General features: G+C 71.9%; 18 protein-coding genes. 5 read left to right on the top strand and 13 right to left on the bottom strand.

Annotation, left to right across the window (positions count from 1 at the left end; all coding sequences use genetic code 11):
• Positions 1–58: 58 nt before the first annotated feature.
• Genes H4696_RS44555 through H4696_RS44575 form a run of 5 tightly spaced genes read right to left on the bottom strand, consistent with a single transcriptional unit; the run spans position 59 to position 4,331 of the window.
• On the bottom strand, positions 59–1,159 hold the full coding sequence (locus H4696_RS44555) for a pyridoxal-phosphate-dependent aminotransferase family protein (protein ID WP_192782882.1): 1,101 nt from the start codon (positions 1,157–1,159) through the stop codon (positions 59–61).
• On the bottom strand, positions 1,159–2,613 hold the full coding sequence (locus H4696_RS44560; protein WP_086858367.1) for a pyridoxal phosphate-dependent decarboxylase family protein: 1,455 nt from the start codon (positions 2,611–2,613) through the stop codon (positions 1,159–1,161). The genes H4696_RS44555 and H4696_RS44560 overlap by 1 nt, the downstream gene beginning before the upstream one ends.
• Positions 2,606–3,415, bottom strand: a complete 810-nt coding sequence (locus H4696_RS44565; RefSeq protein ID WP_086858368.1) for an SDR family oxidoreductase — start codon at positions 3,413–3,415, stop codon at positions 2,606–2,608. Before H4696_RS44565 ends, H4696_RS44560 begins: the two co-directional genes overlap by 8 nt.
• Positions 3,416–3,423: 8 nt before the next feature.
• The gene (locus H4696_RS44570) at positions 3,424–3,996 is read right to left on the bottom strand and encodes a hypothetical protein (RefSeq protein WP_086858369.1); all 573 of its coding nucleotides are present in this window, start codon (positions 3,994–3,996) and stop codon (positions 3,424–3,426) included.
• Positions 3,993–4,331 carry a hypothetical protein gene (locus H4696_RS44575; RefSeq protein WP_086858370.1) on the bottom strand — a complete coding sequence of 113 codons (339 nt, stop codon included), beginning with the start codon at positions 4,329–4,331 and terminating at the stop codon, positions 3,993–3,995. The genes H4696_RS44570 and H4696_RS44575 overlap by 4 nt, the downstream gene beginning before the upstream one ends.
• A 72-nt stretch (positions 4,332–4,403) precedes the next feature.
• Here H4696_RS44575 and H4696_RS44580 point away from each other — a divergent pair, with 72 nt between their 5' ends.
• A complete protein-coding gene (locus H4696_RS44580; RefSeq protein WP_086858371.1) occupies positions 4,404–5,189 on the top strand; it encodes a class I SAM-dependent methyltransferase in 786 nt (261 codons plus the stop codon).
• Here H4696_RS44580 and H4696_RS51385 read toward each other — a convergent pair.
• Entirely contained in the window at positions 5,186–6,409 is a 1,224-nt protein-coding gene (locus tag H4696_RS51385; protein WP_086858372.1) for an MFS transporter, read from the bottom strand. The two genes, H4696_RS44580 and H4696_RS51385, sit on opposite strands and share 4 nt — an antisense overlap.
• Before the next feature lie 17 nt (positions 6,410–6,426).
• A complete protein-coding gene (locus tag H4696_RS44590; protein WP_086858373.1) occupies positions 6,427–7,872 on the bottom strand; it encodes an NAD(P)/FAD-dependent oxidoreductase in 1,446 nt (481 codons plus the stop codon).
• 177 nt (positions 7,873–8,049) lie between these two features.
• On the opposite strand from H4696_RS44590, the gene H4696_RS50980 reads away from it, so the two are divergent.
• Positions 8,050–8,178, top strand: a complete 129-nt coding sequence (locus H4696_RS50980) for a hypothetical protein (protein ID WP_264086336.1) — start codon at positions 8,050–8,052, stop codon at positions 8,176–8,178.
• Between the two features lie 57 nt (positions 8,179–8,235).
• Here the strand turns inward: H4696_RS50980 and H4696_RS44595 are convergent, their stop codons facing one another.
• A complete protein-coding gene (locus H4696_RS44595; RefSeq protein ID WP_086858374.1) occupies positions 8,236–9,462 on the bottom strand; it encodes an MFS transporter in 1,227 nt (408 codons plus the stop codon).
• Positions 9,463–9,485: 23 nt separating this feature from the next.
• Positions 9,486–10,934, bottom strand: a complete 1,449-nt coding sequence (locus tag H4696_RS44600; protein ID WP_086858375.1) for an NAD(P)/FAD-dependent oxidoreductase — start codon at positions 10,932–10,934, stop codon at positions 9,486–9,488.
• Between the two features lie 200 nt (positions 10,935–11,134).
• Between H4696_RS44600 and H4696_RS50985 the strand changes: the two genes are divergently transcribed.
• From H4696_RS50985 to H4696_RS44610, 3 genes are all read left to right on the top strand, one after another.
• The gene (locus tag H4696_RS50985) at positions 11,135–11,260 is read left to right on the top strand and encodes a hypothetical protein (protein WP_264086337.1); all 126 of its coding nucleotides are present in this window, start codon (positions 11,135–11,137) and stop codon (positions 11,258–11,260) included.
• An 85-nt stretch (positions 11,261–11,345) separates the two neighbouring features.
• Positions 11,346–12,554: a YcaO-like family protein gene (locus H4696_RS44605; RefSeq protein WP_086858376.1), complete on the top strand. Its 1,209-nt coding sequence runs from the start codon at positions 11,346–11,348 to the stop codon at positions 12,552–12,554.
• On the top strand, positions 12,551–13,855 hold the full coding sequence (locus H4696_RS44610; protein ID WP_086858377.1) for a TfuA-like protein: 1,305 nt from the start codon (positions 12,551–12,553) through the stop codon (positions 13,853–13,855). Before H4696_RS44605 ends, H4696_RS44610 begins: the two co-directional genes overlap by 4 nt.
• Positions 13,856–14,081: 226 nt before the next feature.
• Here H4696_RS44610 and H4696_RS44615 read toward each other — a convergent pair whose 3' ends face one another.
• The 4 genes from H4696_RS44615 to H4696_RS44630 all read right to left on the bottom strand — a co-directional run bounded on the left by H4696_RS44615 (position 14,082) and on the right by H4696_RS44630 (position 17,522).
• A complete protein-coding gene (locus tag H4696_RS44615; protein ID WP_225955986.1) occupies positions 14,082–14,417 on the bottom strand; it encodes a hypothetical protein in 336 nt (111 codons plus the stop codon).
• 14 nt (positions 14,418–14,431) lie between these two features.
• Entirely contained in the window at positions 14,432–15,640 is a 1,209-nt protein-coding gene (locus H4696_RS44620; RefSeq protein ID WP_086858379.1) for an MFS transporter, read from the bottom strand.
• On the bottom strand, positions 15,637–16,707 hold the full coding sequence (locus H4696_RS44625; RefSeq protein WP_086858380.1) for a GNAT family N-acetyltransferase: 1,071 nt from the start codon (positions 16,705–16,707) through the stop codon (positions 15,637–15,639). The genes H4696_RS44620 and H4696_RS44625 overlap by 4 nt, the downstream gene beginning before the upstream one ends.
• Before the next feature lie 92 nt (positions 16,708–16,799).
• The gene (locus H4696_RS44630) at positions 16,800–17,522 is read right to left on the bottom strand and encodes an SDR family oxidoreductase (RefSeq protein WP_086858381.1); all 723 of its coding nucleotides are present in this window, start codon (positions 17,520–17,522) and stop codon (positions 16,800–16,802) included.
• Positions 17,523–17,525: the final 3 nt, after the last annotated feature.

A 17,525-nucleotide genomic window follows, 5' to 3' on the forward strand; every position in this document is an offset into this window, starting at 1 on the left:
TGACGCACCGAACGCCACATTGGGTGCGTCTGACGCACCGAACGCCACATTGGGGGAGTCAGGCCGCGTTTCGCAGCCGTCCCGGCTGACGCAGTGCCTCGCCGATCTCGTGCAGCAGCAGCTCGACCATCGGCACCGTGGCCGTGCGTCCGACGAGGCCGATCCGGAAGGCCTCCTGCTCCGGGTACGGCGTCAGCCCGCCGGCGACCATGATCCCGGCCGTACGGGTGAGGTGCTCCCGGATGGCGTCCGCGCGCGGATCGCGCACGACCACGACCAGGTTCGCGGCACATTCCTCCGAGGCCGACAGACGCAGGCCGAGCCGGCGAAGTCCGGCGCGGCATTCGGCGGCCAAAGCGGCGCGCCGGGAAATCCACGCGTCGGCGCCGGTTTCGCGGATGCGGTGCACGCTGGCGGCCAGCACGCGCACCAGGCTGGTCGGCATGGTCACCGGGGTCGGTTCCCACTCCGGGCTCTCCGCCGCGGCCTCGTCCCACGTGCGCAGGTCGAAGTACCAGCTCGGGGGCCGGCACGAGCGGCTGAGCACCCGCTCGCGGCCGCCGTCGGCCAGTGCCACCACGCCGAGGCCCGCCGCGCCGCCGAGGCCCTTCTGCGACGCCGTGACGAGCGCGTCGATCCCCATGCCCGCCATGTCGATCCGCTCGCCGCCCGCCGCGGCGATGGCGTCGACCAGGAGCACCGCACCCGCGGCGTGGGCCACCTCGGCCAGCTCCGCCACCGGGTGGCGGACCGCGGTCGAGGTCTCCACGTGCGTCACCAGCACGCCGTGGCAGTCGCGGACCAGGTCGGCCACCCAGCGCGGGTTGACCGGCCGGCCCGGCTCGACCGCGGCGATCCGCACCTCGAGCCCGTGGGCCCGGGCCATCGCCGCCAGCCGGCGGCCGAAGTAGCCGGATTCGACGACCACCACCCGCTGGCCCGGCTCGAACAGGTTGAACAGCGCCGCGTCGAGCGCGGCCGAGCCGGAACCGGGCAGCAGGTAGGTCCGCCGCGCGCCGAGCAGCGCGGTCAGATCGTCGAGCACCTGCCGCAGCTGGGGAACCCAGCCGGGACCGTAGTGCGGCTGGACCGGCTCGCCGAGCACCAGCTCGTCGTCCGGATCCGGGCGGCACGGCCCGGGGATCATCAGATGCGCCATCACGCCGCCCGGCGGAGGTCCGGTGTGGACAGTCGGGCCGCCACCCCGGTCAGCAGGTCCCACAGGCGTTCGACGTCCGCGCGGGTGGTGCGGATGTTGCCGATCGACACGCGGATGACGTAGCCGTCGCGCAGCACCGCGTGGGACAGGAACGCCTTGCCGGACGCGTTGATCTCGTCGACGATCGCCGCGTTGAGCGCATCGAGGTCGGGCACCCCCGCCGGCTCGTACCGCAGGCACAGCAACGGGTACCGCGAACCGACCGGGCTGCGCCAGTCCGGGTGGCCGTCGACGTGTGCCCGCAGCCACTGCGCCTGCTGCACGCTTTCCTCGAGCCGCGCGGCGAGCCCGGCCCGGCCGAACGTCCGGATCACCCACCACAGCTTCAGTGCCCGGAAACTGCGGCCGAGCTGCGGCGAGAGGTCCATGTAGTCGACGATTTCGTCGTCCTGGTGCGAAGTCAGGTACTCGGGCACGAGCCGGAACGTGCCGGCCAGCGCGCCACGACGGCGGCAGTGCAGGACCGTCGCCTCCATCGGGACGTACAGGCACTTGTGCGGGTTGACCACCAGGGAATCCGCGGGCGCCAGGTCCTCCACCCGGCCGGCGAGCGAGGGCGCCAGCCGCCAGAACCCGCCGAACGCGGCGTCGACGTGCAGCCAGACGCCGTGCTCGGCGCACACCCGCGCGATCGGCCGCACCGGGTCGGCCGCGCCGACGGACGTGGTGCCGACGGTCGCGACGACCGCGACCGGCACCCGGCCGGCCGCGCGGTCCTGCCGGATCGCCTCGTCGAGCAGGTCGGGGCGCAGCCGGTACTCCGCGTCGGCGGGCAGCCGCACCACGTTCGCCTGCCCGATGCCCAGCGTGATCGCCGCCTTCTCCACCGAGCTGTGCGCCTGGTCGGAGGTGTAGACGCGGAGCACGGTGCCCGGTGGGACGCCGTTGACCCGCACGTCGTCGCCGAGCGCGGCGTCCCGGGCGGCGGCGAGGGCGTACAGCGTGGCGAGCGACGCGCCGTTGACCAGGACGCTGTCGGCCTCGGCCGGGTAGCCGACCAGTTCGGCGACCCAGCCGAGCACCACCCGTTCCAGCGCGGACGCCGCGGGGCCGCTCTTCCACAGCATCGCGTTCACGTTCATCGCCGCGGTCAGCGTTTCGGCCAGGACACCGGGAAAGCTCGCGCTGTTCGCGAAGTACGCGTGGAACGACGGGTGGTTCCAGTGCACGACGTGCGGCAGCACCCGATCCCGGGTGTCGGCCAGCACCGCGGCGAAGTCCTCGCCCGTCTCCGGGAGCTCGGCCCGCAGCGACGCCATCAGCTCACTGCTCGACCGGGGCACCGTGACCGGCACCGACCGGACCGACTCGAAGTGCTCGCGGATCAGCGCCAGCACGTCGTGGCCGTACCGTTCGAATTCGGCCGGCGGCCAGTCGCCGACCGGCTCAGACATTCGCCGCCTCGTCTTCGAACAGGTCGGTCACCTGGCCGTCGTGGTCGGTGGGCCGGTCGTCCCAGTCCCAGCCGCCCGCGACCGAAAGCGTCGCGCCCGAGACGTAGTCGGCACGATCGGACACCAGGTAGGCCACGGCCTCGGCGATGTCCTCCCCGGTGCCGAGCCGGCCGGCGGGCACCCGCTGCGCCATCCACCCCGCCTGTTCCGGCGGCAGGTGCCCGTTGTCGATCAGCCCCGGCGCGACGCAGTTCACGGTGATGCCGTGGCGCGCTTCCTCGGTGGCGAGCGACCGGGTCAGCACGGCCACCCCGGTCTTCGCCACCGCGTACGCGGCGATGTTCGGGGCCCCGCGCACCAGCACGGTGGGGCTGAGGCCGAGGGTGATGACCCGGCCGAACCGGGCCTTCCGCATGCCGGGCAACGCCGCCAGCGTCGTGTAGAAGACCGAGTTCAGGTTGCTGGCCATGACGGCGTCCCAGCGCTGCGGCGAGGTCGCGCCGACCGGGCTCAGCGTGAACTCGCCGACGTTGTTGACGAGAACCGTGGTGGGCGCGCCGAAGTGCGCTTCGGTCGCCCGCACCAGATCCCGCGCCTGATCGGCGTCGCACACGTCGGCCCGCAGCGCGACGGCGTCCCCGCCCGCGGCCAGCAGCGCCGCCACGAGTTCCTCGGCGGCCGCGGCGTTCGCGCGGTAGTTCACCGCGACCCGGAAGCCGTCGGCGGCGAGCCGTTCGCACAGCGACCGGCCAATGCCCCGCGCGCCGCCGGTCACCAAGGCCACCCGGGATTCGCTCGACATGGCTCAGCTCACCCGCGCTCGTGGTCGTCGTGGTCGGTCATCTGCTCCGCCTCCGTCGTCGGGTTGGTGGCCTCGAAGTACGCCTGCAGCAGCGAGGTGCCCTCCGGCACGAAACGGGTGCACACCAGGACGTGGTGGCGGCGGTTGCGCGACTGCGCCGCCAGCAGCCGTCCCGCGGCTTCGTGCGCCGCGTCCGGCAGCCCGCCGCGGCGGCGGAGGGGCTTGACGCGCCGGCGCAGGTCACGCAGGCGGTCGAGCATCTGTTCGTGGTCGGTGTTCAGCGACCCGGAAAAGCCGGGGCTGGTGAACGGCGGCGCCATCGACGGCCGGATGATCCGCTCGTAGAGCTCCTTCGGGAAGTCGGCGGCGTAGCGCATGGTCGCCGTCGCGGCGTCGTAGAGCATCCGCAGCTCGTCGAAGAGCGCCGCCAGCTCGGCCCAGCGGCCGGAGTCGAGCGCGGCCGTGGCGTCTTCGAGCAGGCTGTTCATCGCGGTGAGGTGCAGGTGGAACAGCTGGTGGCCGATCTTCCACCGGCGCACGGCGGTGTCGAGTCCCGGCACCGCGTGGCTCGGGGAAGTCATGCCGCCGCCTCTTCCTCGCCGGACCGGTGCAGGGCGTGCCAGCGCTCCAGCGTGGCGTGCAGGACGACCACGCACCCGGCGACGATGTCGTAGCGCTCCTCGGCGGTCAGCTCGGTCGAGTCCAGGTCGGCGAGCACGCCGCGCTGGACGTCCAGGCAGGTCTTGGACCACCGGACCAGATCCTCGCCGTCGCGGACGAGCCGGAAGTAGCTGTCGTATTCGGTGCTGCTCGACGCGCCGGAAACCCGGTCCGGGATGCGGCCGCCGGCCGGCAGCGACACCGGCCGGACCAGACCGTAGTCCGGTTCGGGGGTCTGCTCCGCCGGTTTCTGCACACGAACATCCTGTTCTCCCTCGCCCGGCGAGCGCATCTCCGCCGTTGCGGTCGAATCGGATAGATTGCCGGCATGGGCGATTCGGGCGGAGAACGGCAGAGCACGCACGCACTGCGGCTGGAAAAGGAGCTGAGCCGGTACCAGGAAAGGCTGCGGGAATTGTTCGGGGTTGGCGCCGCTTACCGCGTGCTCGACATCGGGTGCGGCGCGGGCGCGACGACCCGGGACGCGGCGCGGTCGGCGCCGGAGGGCAGCGTGCACGGCGTCGACGTGGCCGCGCCGGTGATCGAGACCGCCCGGCGGCTGGCGGCGGAAGAAGGCGTCCCGAACGCCACTTTCGAGCAGGCCGACGCGCAGTCGCACCCGTTTCCCCCGGCGCACTTCGACCTCGCCATCAGCCGGTTCGGCACGATGTTCTTCGCCGACCCGGTGGCCGCGTTCACCAACATCGGCCGGGCGCTGCGGCCCGGCGCGCGATTGGTTCAGCTGGTCTGGCAGGACGCGGATCGCCAGGAGTGGGCCGAGTGGGCCGACGCGATCAAACCGCCGTCCGACGGCACCACTTCACTGGACGGCTCGCCGTTTTCGCTCGGCGATCCCCGGAATTTCCACGAAATCCTCACCGCCGCCGGATTCACCGGAATCGAAGTGACCGAGCTGAGCGAACCGATCGACTACGGAACGCAGGCGGAGGCCTACGACTTCGTGCTCGGTATGTCCCGCGATCTATTCGAGGAACTGGAACCGGCGGAGGTGCCGGCCGCGCACGACCGGCTGCGCGCGGTGCTGGCCGCGCACGACACCGGCGACGGCGTGTGGTTCGGCTCCCGCGCCTGGTTCGTCACCGCCCACCGCTAGCCGGCGGCCGGTGCGGGTTCCGGCTCGGCGTCGGGCGCCGGGACGGCGAGGGCCTTCCGCCCGGCGACGCTGACGACGATGCCGAGGCCGGCCACGGCCGTGGCGAAGCCGAACGTCGCGGGGACCCCGGACCAGTCGAGCAGCACGCCGCTCACGGCCGTGCCGACCGCCGTGCCCACGCTCGCCGCGCTGCCGGCGGCGGCGAACGCCGTGTTGAGCGCCGAGCGCCCGACCAGCGACGAGATCAGGGCGCTCGCCGTGACCAGCACCGGGGAGAGGCCGATGCCCGCGAGGAGGATGCACCCGGCCAGCACGGCGACGCTGTCGGCGAAGATCAGCGGAACCGAGCCCGCGCACAGCAGCGTCGTCACCGCGACCAGCAGCCGTGGCCGCGACCACGACCACTTGCGCGCCCCGTAACCGGCTCCGGCAAGCGCGCTGCCCACGGTGATCAGCGCCAGCAGCACGCCGGCGAAACCCGGTGCGCCGTGCGCCCTGGCGAAGGCGATCACCGCGGGCTCCAGCGCGCTGGCGTACGTGCCGACGACGAAGTACACGGCGGCGACCACCCACATCCCGCCCTGGCGCAGGATCCGGCCGCCGATCGCGGTGCCGCGGGGACTCGGCGGCGGCGCGGTCCGCCGCTGGGCGGCGAGGGCCAGGCCGCCCGCCGTCACCAGCGCCGCGGCGCCGAACACGCCCGCGCCGCGCCACACCTGGGTCGCCAGCGCCACGGCCACCAGCGGCCCGACGACGTAGATGAGTTCGTCCAGCACCGCTTCCAGCGCGTACGCCGACTGCAGCGCGTCGGGTGACCCGGCGGCCACCGCCCAGCGGGCGCGGACGAACGACCCGTAGGGCACGGTCGCGAGACCGGCGACCACGGCCGCGGTGAAGTACGTCCACCCCGGCGCGCCCCAGCTGACCGTGGCCACCAGCGCGACGAGCGCCGTCACGTGCACCACCGTCGACACGAGGATGACCGGCCGCTGGCCCCACCGGTCGGCCTGCCGGGCGGTCAGCAGGTAGCCGACCGACTCGGCGCCGCCGAGGACCCCCGACACCGCGCCCGCCAGCGCGTACGAGCCGGTGAGCGCGGAGACCAGCATCAGGCACGCGATGGCCCGCATGGCCATCGGCACCCGGGCGACGAAGCATGCGGCGGCGAACTTGGCCGCGTGCGGGGTCGCGAGGACGGAACGGTAAACGCCGAGGGACACGGTCTCGACTCCTTGCCTCAGTCGCAGGCCGCGTAGTACTCCTGTAGCAGCTTGCGCAACGTCGGATCGGTCCGGGCTTCGTCCAGCAGTTCGGGCGGCGGCGTCCGGGTCGGGTGGATGTCCTCGGCCACCTTGGTCAGCAACGCCGGCAGGTTTTTCTCGATCAGCTGCGGCCAGAACGTCGGGGTGTACCAGTCGCATTCGTAGCCGGTGGCCAGCAGGTGCGTGGTCGTCGTCGCGACGATCTCTTCGCGGGTCGCGGTCTGGATCGGCTTTCGCAAGGGGCGGAAGGCATCCAGGTCCAGCTCGGGGGCGTCACCGAGGAGGCGCCTCGCCATTTCCTTGGCCAGCAGCGGGGACAGGTGCAGGCCGTCGCGGTAGGTCCCGGTCATCATCCACAACCCGTCGAGTCCCGCTTCGCCGAGCAGCGGGAAGCCGTCGAGCGCGATCGGCCGGTTGCCGACCTGGATCTTGAGGACGTCGGCGCCGTAGAGGTCGCGGCGGACCTGGCGGTGGACGCAGTCGAGCAGGAAGTGGACGTCCCGGACGACGGGGGTGTCGACCGGGGTCGCGGAGATGATGTTGGTGGCGCCGACGTAGACCTCGCCGGTGGCGCGCGGGACGACGTGCAGCCCGCAGGCGAAGGCCCGGTTGGGCGTCCGGATGACGCTGCGCGGGCCGCTCTTGTCCGGGGGACGCAGCAGCACCGACAGGCCGTAGCCGCTCACGAGCGGCGGTACCTGCGCGGCGATCTCCGGCACGGTGTCGAGGACGTCCTGGGACCGGGCGCCGGCGGCGAGCACGACGTGCGCGGCGGACAGCTCCGTTCCCGAGTCCAGGACGACCCCGGTCGCGCGGCCGCCGTCGTGCACCACGCGGGCCGCCTGCTCGGCGATGACCGTGCCGCCGGCCCGCAGAAAAGCGCGCTGCAGCTGGGAAAGGAGGGCCGCGGCGTTGACCGCGTGCTCGCCCGGGATGAACATGGCCCGCAACGGGCGCGCGCCGGGATCGGGGTCGAGCCAATCGATTTCCCCGGGATCCACGTCCTCGTGGGGTTCCTCGTAGCGCCGCAGTTCCGCCCGCATCGCGGAATAGTTCGCGTCATCGATCCCCGGAACGCCGATGGCGTTGAGGATTACGACGGTTCCGTCGGCGGTGTGTACGTTTTCCGTAGAATCATCGGCGAGTTCGGCGGCCCATTCCGGCCAGAGTTTCGCCGCTCGGACGTCGAGATCGAGCTTGGCCCGGCCGTGGTCGCTGCTGACCAGGGTTTCGGTGATTTCGCCGAAACAGCCCAGCATCGCGCCGGCCGCGGCCGAGGCGGCGAACGGCCGGTGGGGCTCGCCGAGCAGGGCGACGCGCACGCCCCGCCGGGCCAGCACCAACGCCAAGGACTGACCGAGCGCACCGTTCCCGACGACAATGGCATCAAAGGACCGGGTGGCCGCTACCGCTGCATTCATGTCACTCCCCTCGAGGTTCACCCGACACTGGCACGACCGCGCGGAATGATTCACCTCCCGGCGTGCCCGTTCCGTGATTCACGTCGCAGAGCAATCCAGAAGGCGCGACGGCTTACCGCCCGGCGCGACTCTGAATCGCGTAATCGCAAGACCGCCGATCACCATTGAGGAGCTATCATGCAGGAAATCACGAAGGTCATCGCCGCTTCCGCCGACGCCGCCGTCGAGGCCGCCGGTGTCCTGGAGCTCCAGTTCGACGAGCACACCGCCGAGGCGCTCGCGTTCGGTGGCAAGACCGGCGTCTGATTCGAGGTCTTCCGTGGTGGTGCCGTGCCTCCCGTGCGGCACCACCACGACCGGCCGCTACCGGCCCACGGGTGCCGGGCGCTCGCCGGTCACCTCCCGCGGCGGGGCTTCGAGCAGGTGCCGGCCGAGGAGACTCACGACGATTCCCGCGCCGGTCGTCACCGTGGTGAACAAGAACGCCCAGGTGATCCCGTGGCTGTCGATCAGGGCGCCGCTCACCGCCGCGCCGGCCGCGATGCCCAGGCCGGTCGCGCTGCCCGTGACGGCGAACCCGGTGTTGAGCGCCGACCGGGCGACCAGGGACGAGACCAGGGTGGCGGCCGTGACCGTCACCGGCGCGATCCCGAGCCCGGCCACGAACGCGCACCCGAGCATCACGCCGATGTCGCCGGCGAACACCGGCGGGACCGTGCAGGCGCAGAGCAGCGTCGTCACCGCCACCAGCAGGCGCGGCTGGGACCACGACCACTTGCGGGCCCCGAAGCCGATCCCGGCGAGCATGCTGGCCACGGTGAGCGACGCCAGCAGCACGCCGGCGAGGCCCGGCGCGCCGTGCCCGTCGGCGAAGGCGATCATCGCGGGGTCCAGGGCGCCGACGTAGGTGCCGAGGAAGAAGCACACCGAGGCGACCACCCACATCCCGCCGACGCGCAGGATCTGGTCGGTGACGGACCCGGCGTGGGGGCCGGGCGCGGGCTCGGTCCGCCGCTGGGACGCGAGCGCGAGACCGCCCGCCGAGACCAGGACGGCCGCCGCGAGCAGCGCGCTGCCCGGCCAGACGCGGGTCGCGAGGGCCACCGCCAGCAGCGGCCCGACGATGTAGAAGATCTCGTCGAAGACGGCCTCCATCGCGTAGGCCGTCCGCAGGTCGTCGGGCGACTCGGCGGCCGCCGCCCAGCGGGCGCGGACGAACGACCCGTACGGCGCGGTCGCGAGCCCGGCCACCACCGCCGCCGTGAAGTACGTCCAGGCGGGCAGTTCCGAGCTGACCGCCGCGACGAGCGAGACGAGGGCCACGACGTGCACGGCCAGCGAGCCGAGGACGACCGGCCGCTGGCCCCACCGGTCGGCCTGGCGGGCGAGCACCAGCACGCCGGCCGACTCCGCGACACCGAGGACGCCCGAGACGGCACCGGCCATTGTGTACGAACCGGTCGTTTCCGAGATCAGCAAGAGGCACGCCACGGCCCGCATGCCGGTCGGCAGCCGAGCGACGAGGCTCGCGGAGAAGAACCCGCGCACCCGCGGGATCGCGAGGACCGCGCGGTAGGCGCCGAGGGACACGGCCGGTCACTTCCCGTCGGTGGTCAGGCGGCGCAGGCCGCGTAGTACTCCTGCAGCAGCTTGCGCAGCGTCGGGTCGGTCCGCGCGACGTCCAGCAGCTCGGGCGGCGGGGTCAAGGTCGGGTGGATCTCCTCGGCCGCCTGGGTCAGGATCCCGGGCAGGTTCTTCTCCAGGAACTGCGGCCAGAACGTCGGGGTGTACCAGTCGTACTCGTACCCGGTGGCGAGCACGTGCGTGGCGGTCGTCGCGACGATCTCTTCGCGGGTCGCCGTCTGGATCGGCTGCCGCAGCGGACGGAACCGGTCCAGGTCCAGTGCGGGGGTCTCGCCGAGGATGCGCGCGGCCATTTCCTTGGCCAGCAGCGGGGAGAGGTGCAGGCCGTCGCGGTAGGTGCCGGTCATCATCCACAGTCCGGCGAGGCCGGCTTCGCCGAGCAGCGGGAAGCCGTCGAGGGCGACCGGGCGGTTGCCGACCTGGATCTTGAGGATGTCGGCGCCGTAGAGGTCGCGGCGGACCTGGCGGTGGACGCAGTCCAGCAGGAAGTGGACGTCGCCGAGCACCGGCGTGTCGACCGGCGTCGCGGAGATGATGTTGGTCGCGCCGACGTAGACCTCGCCGGTGGCGCGCGGGACGACGTGCAGGCCGCAGGCGAACGCCCGGTTCGGGGTCCGGATGACGCTGCGCGGGCCGCTCTTGTCGGGTGGCCGCAGCAGGACCGACAGGCCGTACCCGCTGACCAGTGGCGGTACCTGCGCGGCGATCTCCGGCACGGTTTCGAGGACGTCCTGGGACCGGGCGCCGGCGGCGAGCACGACGTGCGCGGCCGACAGCGTGGTGCCGGAGTCCAGGACGACGCCGGTCGCCTTGCCTTCGGCGTGCACCACGCGGGCCGCCTGCTCGGCGATGACCGTGCCGCCGGCGCGGACGAAAGCCCGCTGCAGCTGGACGAGGAGCGCGGCGGAGTTCACCGCGTGCTCGCCCGGGATGAACATGGCCCGCAACGGCCGCGCCCCGGGATCCGGGTCGAGCCAATCGATTTCCGCCGGGTCGACGTCCTCGTGCGGCTCGTCGTAGCGCCGCAGTTCTTCACGTATCGCCGTGTAGTTCGCGTCATCGATTCCCGGAACGCCGATGGCGTTGAGGATTACGACGGTTCCGTCGGCACTGTGTACGTTTTCCGCAGTATCGTCGGCGAGTTCGGCGGCCCATTCCGGCCAGAGTTTCGCCGCTTGGACGTCGAGATCGAGCTTGGCCCGGCCGTGGTCGCTGCTCACCAGTGCTTCGGTCACTTCGCCGAAGCAGCCGAGCATCGCGCCGGCGGCCGTCGAGGCGGCGAACGGCCGGTGGGGCTCCCCGAGCAGGGCGACGTCAACGCCGCGCCGGGCCAGGACGAGCGCCAGAGATTGCCCGAGTGCGCCGTTGCCGACGACGACAACATCAAAAGTCCGCGCGGCTCCTGTCACATCGTTCATGTCGCTCCCCGGTCCGGCCCGAGCCCCTCGGCTCATTTCGGTCCCACAGTGCTCCCTCGGCCGGAATGGTTCACCTCCCGGCGTGCCCCGGCGTTCCGGGATACGGGTCGAAGAGCACTGCGGAAGTGGCGCCGTCGGCCGGTGAGGTCGATTCTGGGCGTCGCAGTCGAGGAGTTCCAGTACAAAAAATGGAGGAAAAAATGCCGGAGATCACCACCGTCATCGCCGTTTCCGTCGACGCCGCCCTCGAGGCCGCCGGTGTCGAGGACCTGAAGCTCGACGAGTACACCGCGAAGGCGCTCGCGTTCGGCAAGACCGGAGCCTGATTCGAGGGTTCGCCCGTGGCGGTGCCGCGTCCGCTCGCGGCACGCGGCACCTCCACGTCCCAGCACGGCCTGAGGAGCGAGAGCCATGACCGTCGCGCCGCCGAAGGACGACCGCACCGGCCCCCCGGTGCTGCTCGAGGGCACGATCCGCGACCGGACGCCGGAACGGACCTGGGAGCTCGTGCGCCCGCGGCTGCGGGACTACGGCATCACCAGGGTGGCCGAACTGACCGGCCTCGACACCATCGGCATGCCGGTCTACATGGCCGTCCGGCCGCTGGGGCACACCTTGGGCGTCAGCCAGGGCAAGGGCGCGACACCGTTGCTGGCCAAGGTTTCGGCGGTCATGGAGGCCATCGAATACCAGATCTGCGAACAGTTCCAGCCCACCGGCACCGTCGTCGCGACCGCCGCCGAGCTCGGCCTGCCGTACGCGACGACCGAAATCACCCCGCTCCGGCAGTCCCTCGTCTCGGACCGCTTCCCGCTGCAGTGGGTGCCCGCGACCCTCCTCCACGACGCGACGCCGTCTTACGTGCCGCTGCACGCGATCGCGCTGGACGGGATCAGCGACGACCGGTGGCGCCCGCGCACGCTGTTCAGCACCACCAACGGGCTCGCGAGCGGGAACACCCTCGCCGAAGCCACCGTCCACGCGCTCCTGGAAGTCGTGGAGCGGTTTTCCTGCGCGGCCATGGCGAAAACGCCCATCCGCCGGCGCAACGTCGTCGACCTGGACAGCCTGCCCGCGTGCTGGAGCAAGGACCTCATCGACCGGATGCGCGCCGACGACTTCTGGGTCGAAGTCGTGGAATGCTCGGCGGTGCCGGGCACGTCGACCTTCGCCGTCTACGTGTGGCGCGCGGACATGCCGAGCCTGTACGCCGGATCGGGCTGCCACGTGCTCCCGGAGCTCGCGCTGCAGCGGGCGCTGACGGAGGCGGTGCAGAGCCGGATGTCGGTGATCAGCGGGATGCGCGAGGACATCGGGAAGGTCGGCTACCGCGGCGTCCGCAACCCGATCGACCCGCCTGCCGTCGAACCGAACCGGACCTGGGCGGACGTCACGCCGGGCCTCGCCGACCCGGCCACGCCGTCGGCGCGGCTCGTCGAGTGGCTGACCGGCCAGGTGACCGCGAGATCCGGGCGCCCGGTGCTCCGGGTCGACCTCACACCGCCCGGCGAGGTCTTCGCGGTCTGCAAGGTCGTGGTGCCCGGCCTGCCCGAACTGCACCACGAGGCGAACGAAGAGCTGCCGCGCCCGGCCCCCGAAACGGAGGTGGCGCGGCCATGACCGTCCACGTGTTCGCCGGTCCTTCGCTGACCGGCTCGGCGGTGCTGGACCTGGACGGCGTCTGCTGGCACCCGCCGGTCGCGCACGGCGACCTCTACCGCGTCCGCACGGCGCCCGGCGACAGCGTCCTGATCGTCGACGGGCTGTACCAGCACACGGCACCCGCGCGGAACAAGGAGATCCTCGAACTCCACACCCGCGGCATCCCGGTCTACGGGGCGGCCAGCATCGGCGCCCTGCGCGCGTGCGAACACCTCGGGCACGGCATGGCGGGGCTGGGGACGGTGTTCGGGTGGTACCGGGACGGCCGGCTGTTCTCCGACGCCGACGTCGCGCTCATGCACGGCGACGCGGACGTCGGCTACCGGGCTTTCACCCACGCGCTGGTGAGCGTCCTCAGCGTCACCGACCGGCTGGTGGCAGCGGGCCGGCTCGGCGAACCGGCCGCCGAGTCCATTGTGGAGGTCGCGCGCTCGGTGCACTTCGGCTCCCGCACGGACGCGGTCCTGATCGCGGCGGCCGACCGCGCCGGCGGGCTGGGCGACCCGATGCGCACGGTCCTCGCCGAACTTGACCCGGCCCGGCTGGGCGACATCAAGCGCCTCGACGCCGAGCACGCCGTCCGGGAAGTCCTGGCGGGAACCGCGCCGGACCCGCTGGCGGACGCGGTCGCCGTCCCGGACCTCACCGACATGCGCGAGTGGCGCCTCCTGCACACGCCGGCCACGGCCGACCCCGAGGGGCCGACGATGCTGCAAGTGCTGACGTACGCGCAGCTGTTCCGGCCGGACTACCCCGAGCTGCACACGCGGTACGTGTTCGGCAGGCTGAAGCCGGAATACCCGGGGCTCCGGGACACCGACGCGGCGCCGGACTGGCTGAGCGCGTTGCCGAGGGACGAACTCGTCGCCCGCGGCGTGCTGAGCGAAGCCGAGGCCGGGCGGTTTTCCCCGGCGGAGCTGCTGGAACGGGTGCTCGTGCGCACGTTCCGGTTGCGCTCGGGCCGGCTGGTGTACGAGCAGTTCCCGGCCGAGCTGACGCCGGAGCTGACCGCGCTGGCCACGGAATGCGGCGCGGTGCTCGAGCTTAACGAGCACGCCCAGCGGCGCAATCCGGCTTACCACCCGGAGGACCTGCCGGAGCGGCTGATCGACTCCGCGTTCACGGCGCTGTGGGCGGTCGAAGACCTGTCGATCCACGCCCTCGACCGCGGCTTCCGTACGGTGGAGGAGTTTCGTGAGCAGGCGCGCCCGTTCTTCATCGCCGCGCGCGCCGCGGTGGCGATGAAGACCCCCGCCTGACGCCGAGTTCTGGCAATGCCAGGCGGCCAGGCCACTCCGCCGCCGCAGACTGGCTCGCGCGACGTCTTGAATGAGTCATTCAGGTCTTCGGAGGTCCTGAATGACTCATTCAAGACGTTCGGCGCGGGGCGGGTGACCTTGCGACTGCCGCCCGGCCCCCGACCGTCCACATCGGAAAACCCCCTCCACCGCACTGCGAGCGAAGGGGGTTTTCCGATGATGGCCTTCAGTGGTGATGGTGGTGGTCGTCGTGTTCGACCTCCACCTCCAGCTCGGTGGCGTACTCGATGGTCCGCTCCCGGGCACAGTACGTAGACACGAAATCGGCCAGCAGCGGCTCTTCGTTCTCGCGCAGGCTCTTGTGCAGTTCGATACTGCGCCACGGGTACATCATGATCACTTCGGCGGGCTTCGCCTCGCGCTGGAAGAACTGCGCGTGCCCGCTCCAGCCCGCGTCACCGTGCGCGCCGGGGCCCACGATGTCGTCCATTTCCTGCATCAGCTGCAGCGCCTTGTCCGCGAACTCCTCCTTGAGGAACCACGTCTCGATAACGGTGACCATTCCACTCACTCCTGTCATTCGCTGTGCTGTTCACTCAGTACCCGCGGCCGCCACGCGCGGATCGCGGTGGACGCGCTGGCCGCGGCGAGCACCGCGGCCACGCCGAGGATCGGGAACACCGCACCGCCGGTGAGGTCGAAGAGGTAGAAGGCGAGGACCGGCCCCACCACGAAGCCGGCGTCGGTGAACATCCCGAAGATGCCCCACGCCGTGCCGGTGCCGCCGCAGTACTGGCGGATGCCTTCCCTGGCGACCAGGTAGATGTAGGACTGGGCGGCCATGAACACCGTGATCGCGAACAGCCCCACAGGGAGCACGGCCACCGCGGCCAGCAGGAAGCAGGACCCGGCCAGCGCGGCGAAGCCCAGGCCGACCAGGCCCGGCCGCCGCCACCGCTCGGGCAGCCGCGCCAGGAGCGGGTTGGCGACGGCGAACGCCACCATGCCCGCCGTCAGCACCCACGCCGACCGGCCGGTCGTGTCCACGTTCGCCTGCTCCAGGCTGAGCGGGACGAGGGGTTCCATCGCCGCCCAGAGCACGTTCGCGACCAGGTCGATCAGGCCGAACAGGGCGACCGCGGGCAGGATCCGCCGCAGCCCGATCGACGGCGCCGCCGGGGTATCCGGCGCGGCGGGGTCCTCGCTCGCCCGGCGGGGGAGCACCCGCCAGGCGACCACCGCGTTCACCAGCGTCAAGCAGGCCGCGGCGGCCAGCACCGCGGGGTAGCCGGCGAACGGGTGGACCAGGCCGACGACGAAGGGTCCCGCCGCGAAGCTCAGGAGCGCGGCAGTGCCCAGCTTCGCGTAGCCGCGTGCCGGATCACGGCCGTACTCCGCCGAAATCGCCGTCACCGCGCCGTACAGCGCGGGGCTGATGATCCCGTCGGCGGCACCCCAGAGCAGCCGGCCGAGGATCGCCGGGAACGCCGTTTCCGCCTGGACGACCAGCAGGATGCCGACCACGGCCAGCACCAGCCCGAGCGTGCCGGCCGAGCGCAGGCCCCACGCGTCCGCGAGCCAGCCGCCGAGTGGCTGCGCGACGATCTTCGCCACGGCGAACCCGGCGACGAACACCGCGAGCCCAGTCGAATCGAGTCCCAGCCGCGCGGAAAGCTGCGGCAGGAACGGAAGCACGGCCATGTAGCCGATGTTGATGCCGATCAGGGTGGTGAGCAGGACCGCGAGGTGCGCCGAGTACCCCCACCTGCGGTCCGGGCCGGTCATGCCGCCGCCACCTTCCCCGCGATGTACTCGTGCATCCGCCCGTCCATCCGTTCGAGGGCCGCCACCAGGTCCGGGCGCGGCTCGGGCAGGTAGACCACCGCCCGGAGCTCGGTGCCGCGGAAGCCGTGGCGTTGCTTGTATTCGAAGTTGCAGCGCCCGGGGTCGAGGACCGCGGCGCCGTTCGCCAGCGCGTAGCGGACCGACTCGTACATGAGGAACGCGTACGTGTTCAGCTCGCCGAGCTTGTCGTAGTCGAGGCCGGCCATGGTCAGCGCGAGCCGGCCCCGGTACAGGAAGCAGTAGAACGCGCCGGCCATCCGGCCCTCGTGCTCCGCGACGAGCAGCACGGCGCCCGGGACCGACGTCAGGCTGTCGAAGATGTCCGGCCCGTAGAGCTCGTCGCCGTGCGCCACCGAGGTGTCGACCGCCAGCTCGGTGAAGTCCTCGAGGTAGGGGAGCATCTCGTCGCCGGTGAGCGCGCGCAACTGAAGGCCGCTCTCCACACCCCGCCGCCACTGCCGGAGCAGCTCGCGGCGCACCTTGCCGCGCATCCCGTCGAGGAAGTCCGCCCCTTGTTCGCCCAGCGGGGACTCGTACTTCTTGTCCAGCAGCACCGCGGCGTCGAACGGGCGCACCGCGGCCCACGCGTCGACGTCGTCCGGCGTGAGGTTGCCGAAGACGAGCGCCTCGGCGCCCCAGGCCCTGGTCTGCGCCAGGCCGAGGTCGATCGCGCGGGCGATGTATTCGGGCGAGCTGCCGCCGGCGCCGCCGTGTTCGCCGTAGAGCGTGGACGAATAGACCACCGGGCCGGTCCAGACCGGCGGGATTTCCGCTTCGTCTTCGTAGCCCCGCCACGTCGGCGAGTGGTCCACGAGGTAGAAGGGCACCAGTTCGGCGGCGGGCCCGCCCTCGAGCGTCAAATGCCGGAATGCCCGCACCTGTTCGGTGCGCACCTTTTCCCACGCGCGCGCCCAGCCGACCGTTCTGGAGAAGTACGGTCCGTCGAAGAGCTCGGCGGGTACCGAGCTCGCGGAATCCACCCAGCGCGCTACGACGGGGTCATTCATGGGCACCCAACACCTTCCAGCCCCGGGAAAATCACATTCCGACACATTTTCGCCCGGAAGTCTTTACCGGTGCATCTCCGGGAATGCGTTGCCTATATGTCCGCGGTCTCGATGTCGCAATCGGCGGGAAATCGCAGCTGCAGCGGTTCACTGGACGGGAATTCGGGGTGCAGGACCCCGGCGACGTGACCGGCGACCTGCTCGCCGGTCAGCCAGTGCGGCTTGGCGGGCTCCGCCGGCGGCCAGTGGCGGGTGACGATCGGCGTCAGGATCGCCACCTCGTGGATGCGCACGGGGGAGCCGGTGAGCTCCGCGGCGAACGTGCGCAGCAGCATGGTCAGCGCGGCGTCGGCCACCGAAACGGGACCGGAGAACGGAACCGGCCGGAACGCGGCGATCCCGTTGAGGGCCACGTAGGTTCCGCGCAGCACGGGCAAAAACGCTTGCGCTACCAGGAAATGCGCGGTCAGGTTATCGTCGATGAGCCGCTGCCAGACGGGGAACGCGATCTCGGTGAGCGGTGGCCCTTCCCACCAGCCGCCGAGGGACGCGACGACCCCGTCCACGCGGCCGACGCTGGCGACGACCCGGTCGCGCACCCCGAGCACGCCGGCGGGGTCGCCGACGTCACCGGTCAAGGTGTGCAGCCGGGCGCGGTCGGCCTCGGGCAGCGCGGAACGCAAGCGCGCCAACCGTTCCGATGATCGGGACGGCACGGTCACCGTGGCGCCGAGCCGCAGCAGTTCCCGCGTCACGGCTTCCCCGACGACCCCGGCCCCGCCGGCGACGACGTACGAACCACCCCGGAGGTCCACGGC

Source organism: Amycolatopsis lexingtonensis (assembly GCF_014873755.1).
Classification (GTDB): domain Bacteria; phylum Actinomycetota; class Actinomycetes; order Mycobacteriales; family Pseudonocardiaceae; genus Amycolatopsis; species Amycolatopsis lexingtonensis.

Coding starts and splice junctions, on each gene's coding strand:
- H4696_RS44555 (WP_192782882.1), bottom strand. CDS start 1,159: ATGGCGCATCTGATGATCCCCGGGCCGTGCCGCCCGGATCCGGACGAC.
- H4696_RS44560 (WP_086858367.1), bottom strand. CDS start 2,613: ATGTCTGAGCCGGTCGGCGACTGGCCGCCGGCCGAATTCGAACGGTAC.
- H4696_RS44565 (WP_086858368.1), bottom strand. CDS start 3,415: ATGTCGAGCGAATCCCGGGTGGCCTTGGTGACCGGCGGCGCGCGGGGC.
- H4696_RS44570 (WP_086858369.1), bottom strand. CDS start 3,996: ATGACTTCCCCGAGCCACGCGGTGCCGGGACTCGACACCGCCGTGCGC.
- H4696_RS44580 (WP_086858371.1), top strand. CDS start 4,404: ATGGGCGATTCGGGCGGAGAACGGCAGAGCACGCACGCACTGCGGCTG.
- H4696_RS44590 (WP_086858373.1), bottom strand. CDS start 7,872: ATGAATGCAGCGGTAGCGGCCACCCGGTCCTTTGATGCCATTGTCGTC.
- H4696_RS50980 (WP_264086336.1), top strand. CDS start 8,050: ATGCAGGAAATCACGAAGGTCATCGCCGCTTCCGCCGACGCCGCCGTC.
- H4696_RS44600 (WP_086858375.1), bottom strand. CDS start 10,934: ATGAACGATGTGACAGGAGCCGCGCGGACTTTTGATGTTGTCGTCGTC.
- H4696_RS50985 (WP_264086337.1), top strand. CDS start 11,135: ATGCCGGAGATCACCACCGTCATCGCCGTTTCCGTCGACGCCGCCCTC.
- H4696_RS44605 (WP_086858376.1), top strand. CDS start 11,346: ATGACCGTCGCGCCGCCGAAGGACGACCGCACCGGCCCCCCGGTGCTG.
- H4696_RS44610 (WP_086858377.1), top strand. CDS start 12,551: ATGACCGTCCACGTGTTCGCCGGTCCTTCGCTGACCGGCTCGGCGGTG.
- H4696_RS44615 (WP_225955986.1), bottom strand. CDS start 14,417: ATGGTCACCGTTATCGAGACGTGGTTCCTCAAGGAGGAGTTCGCGGAC.
- H4696_RS44620 (WP_086858379.1), bottom strand. CDS start 15,640: ATGACCGGCCCGGACCGCAGGTGGGGGTACTCGGCGCACCTCGCGGTC.
- H4696_RS44625 (WP_086858380.1), bottom strand. CDS start 16,707: ATGAATGACCCCGTCGTAGCGCGCTGGGTGGATTCCGCGAGCTCGGTA.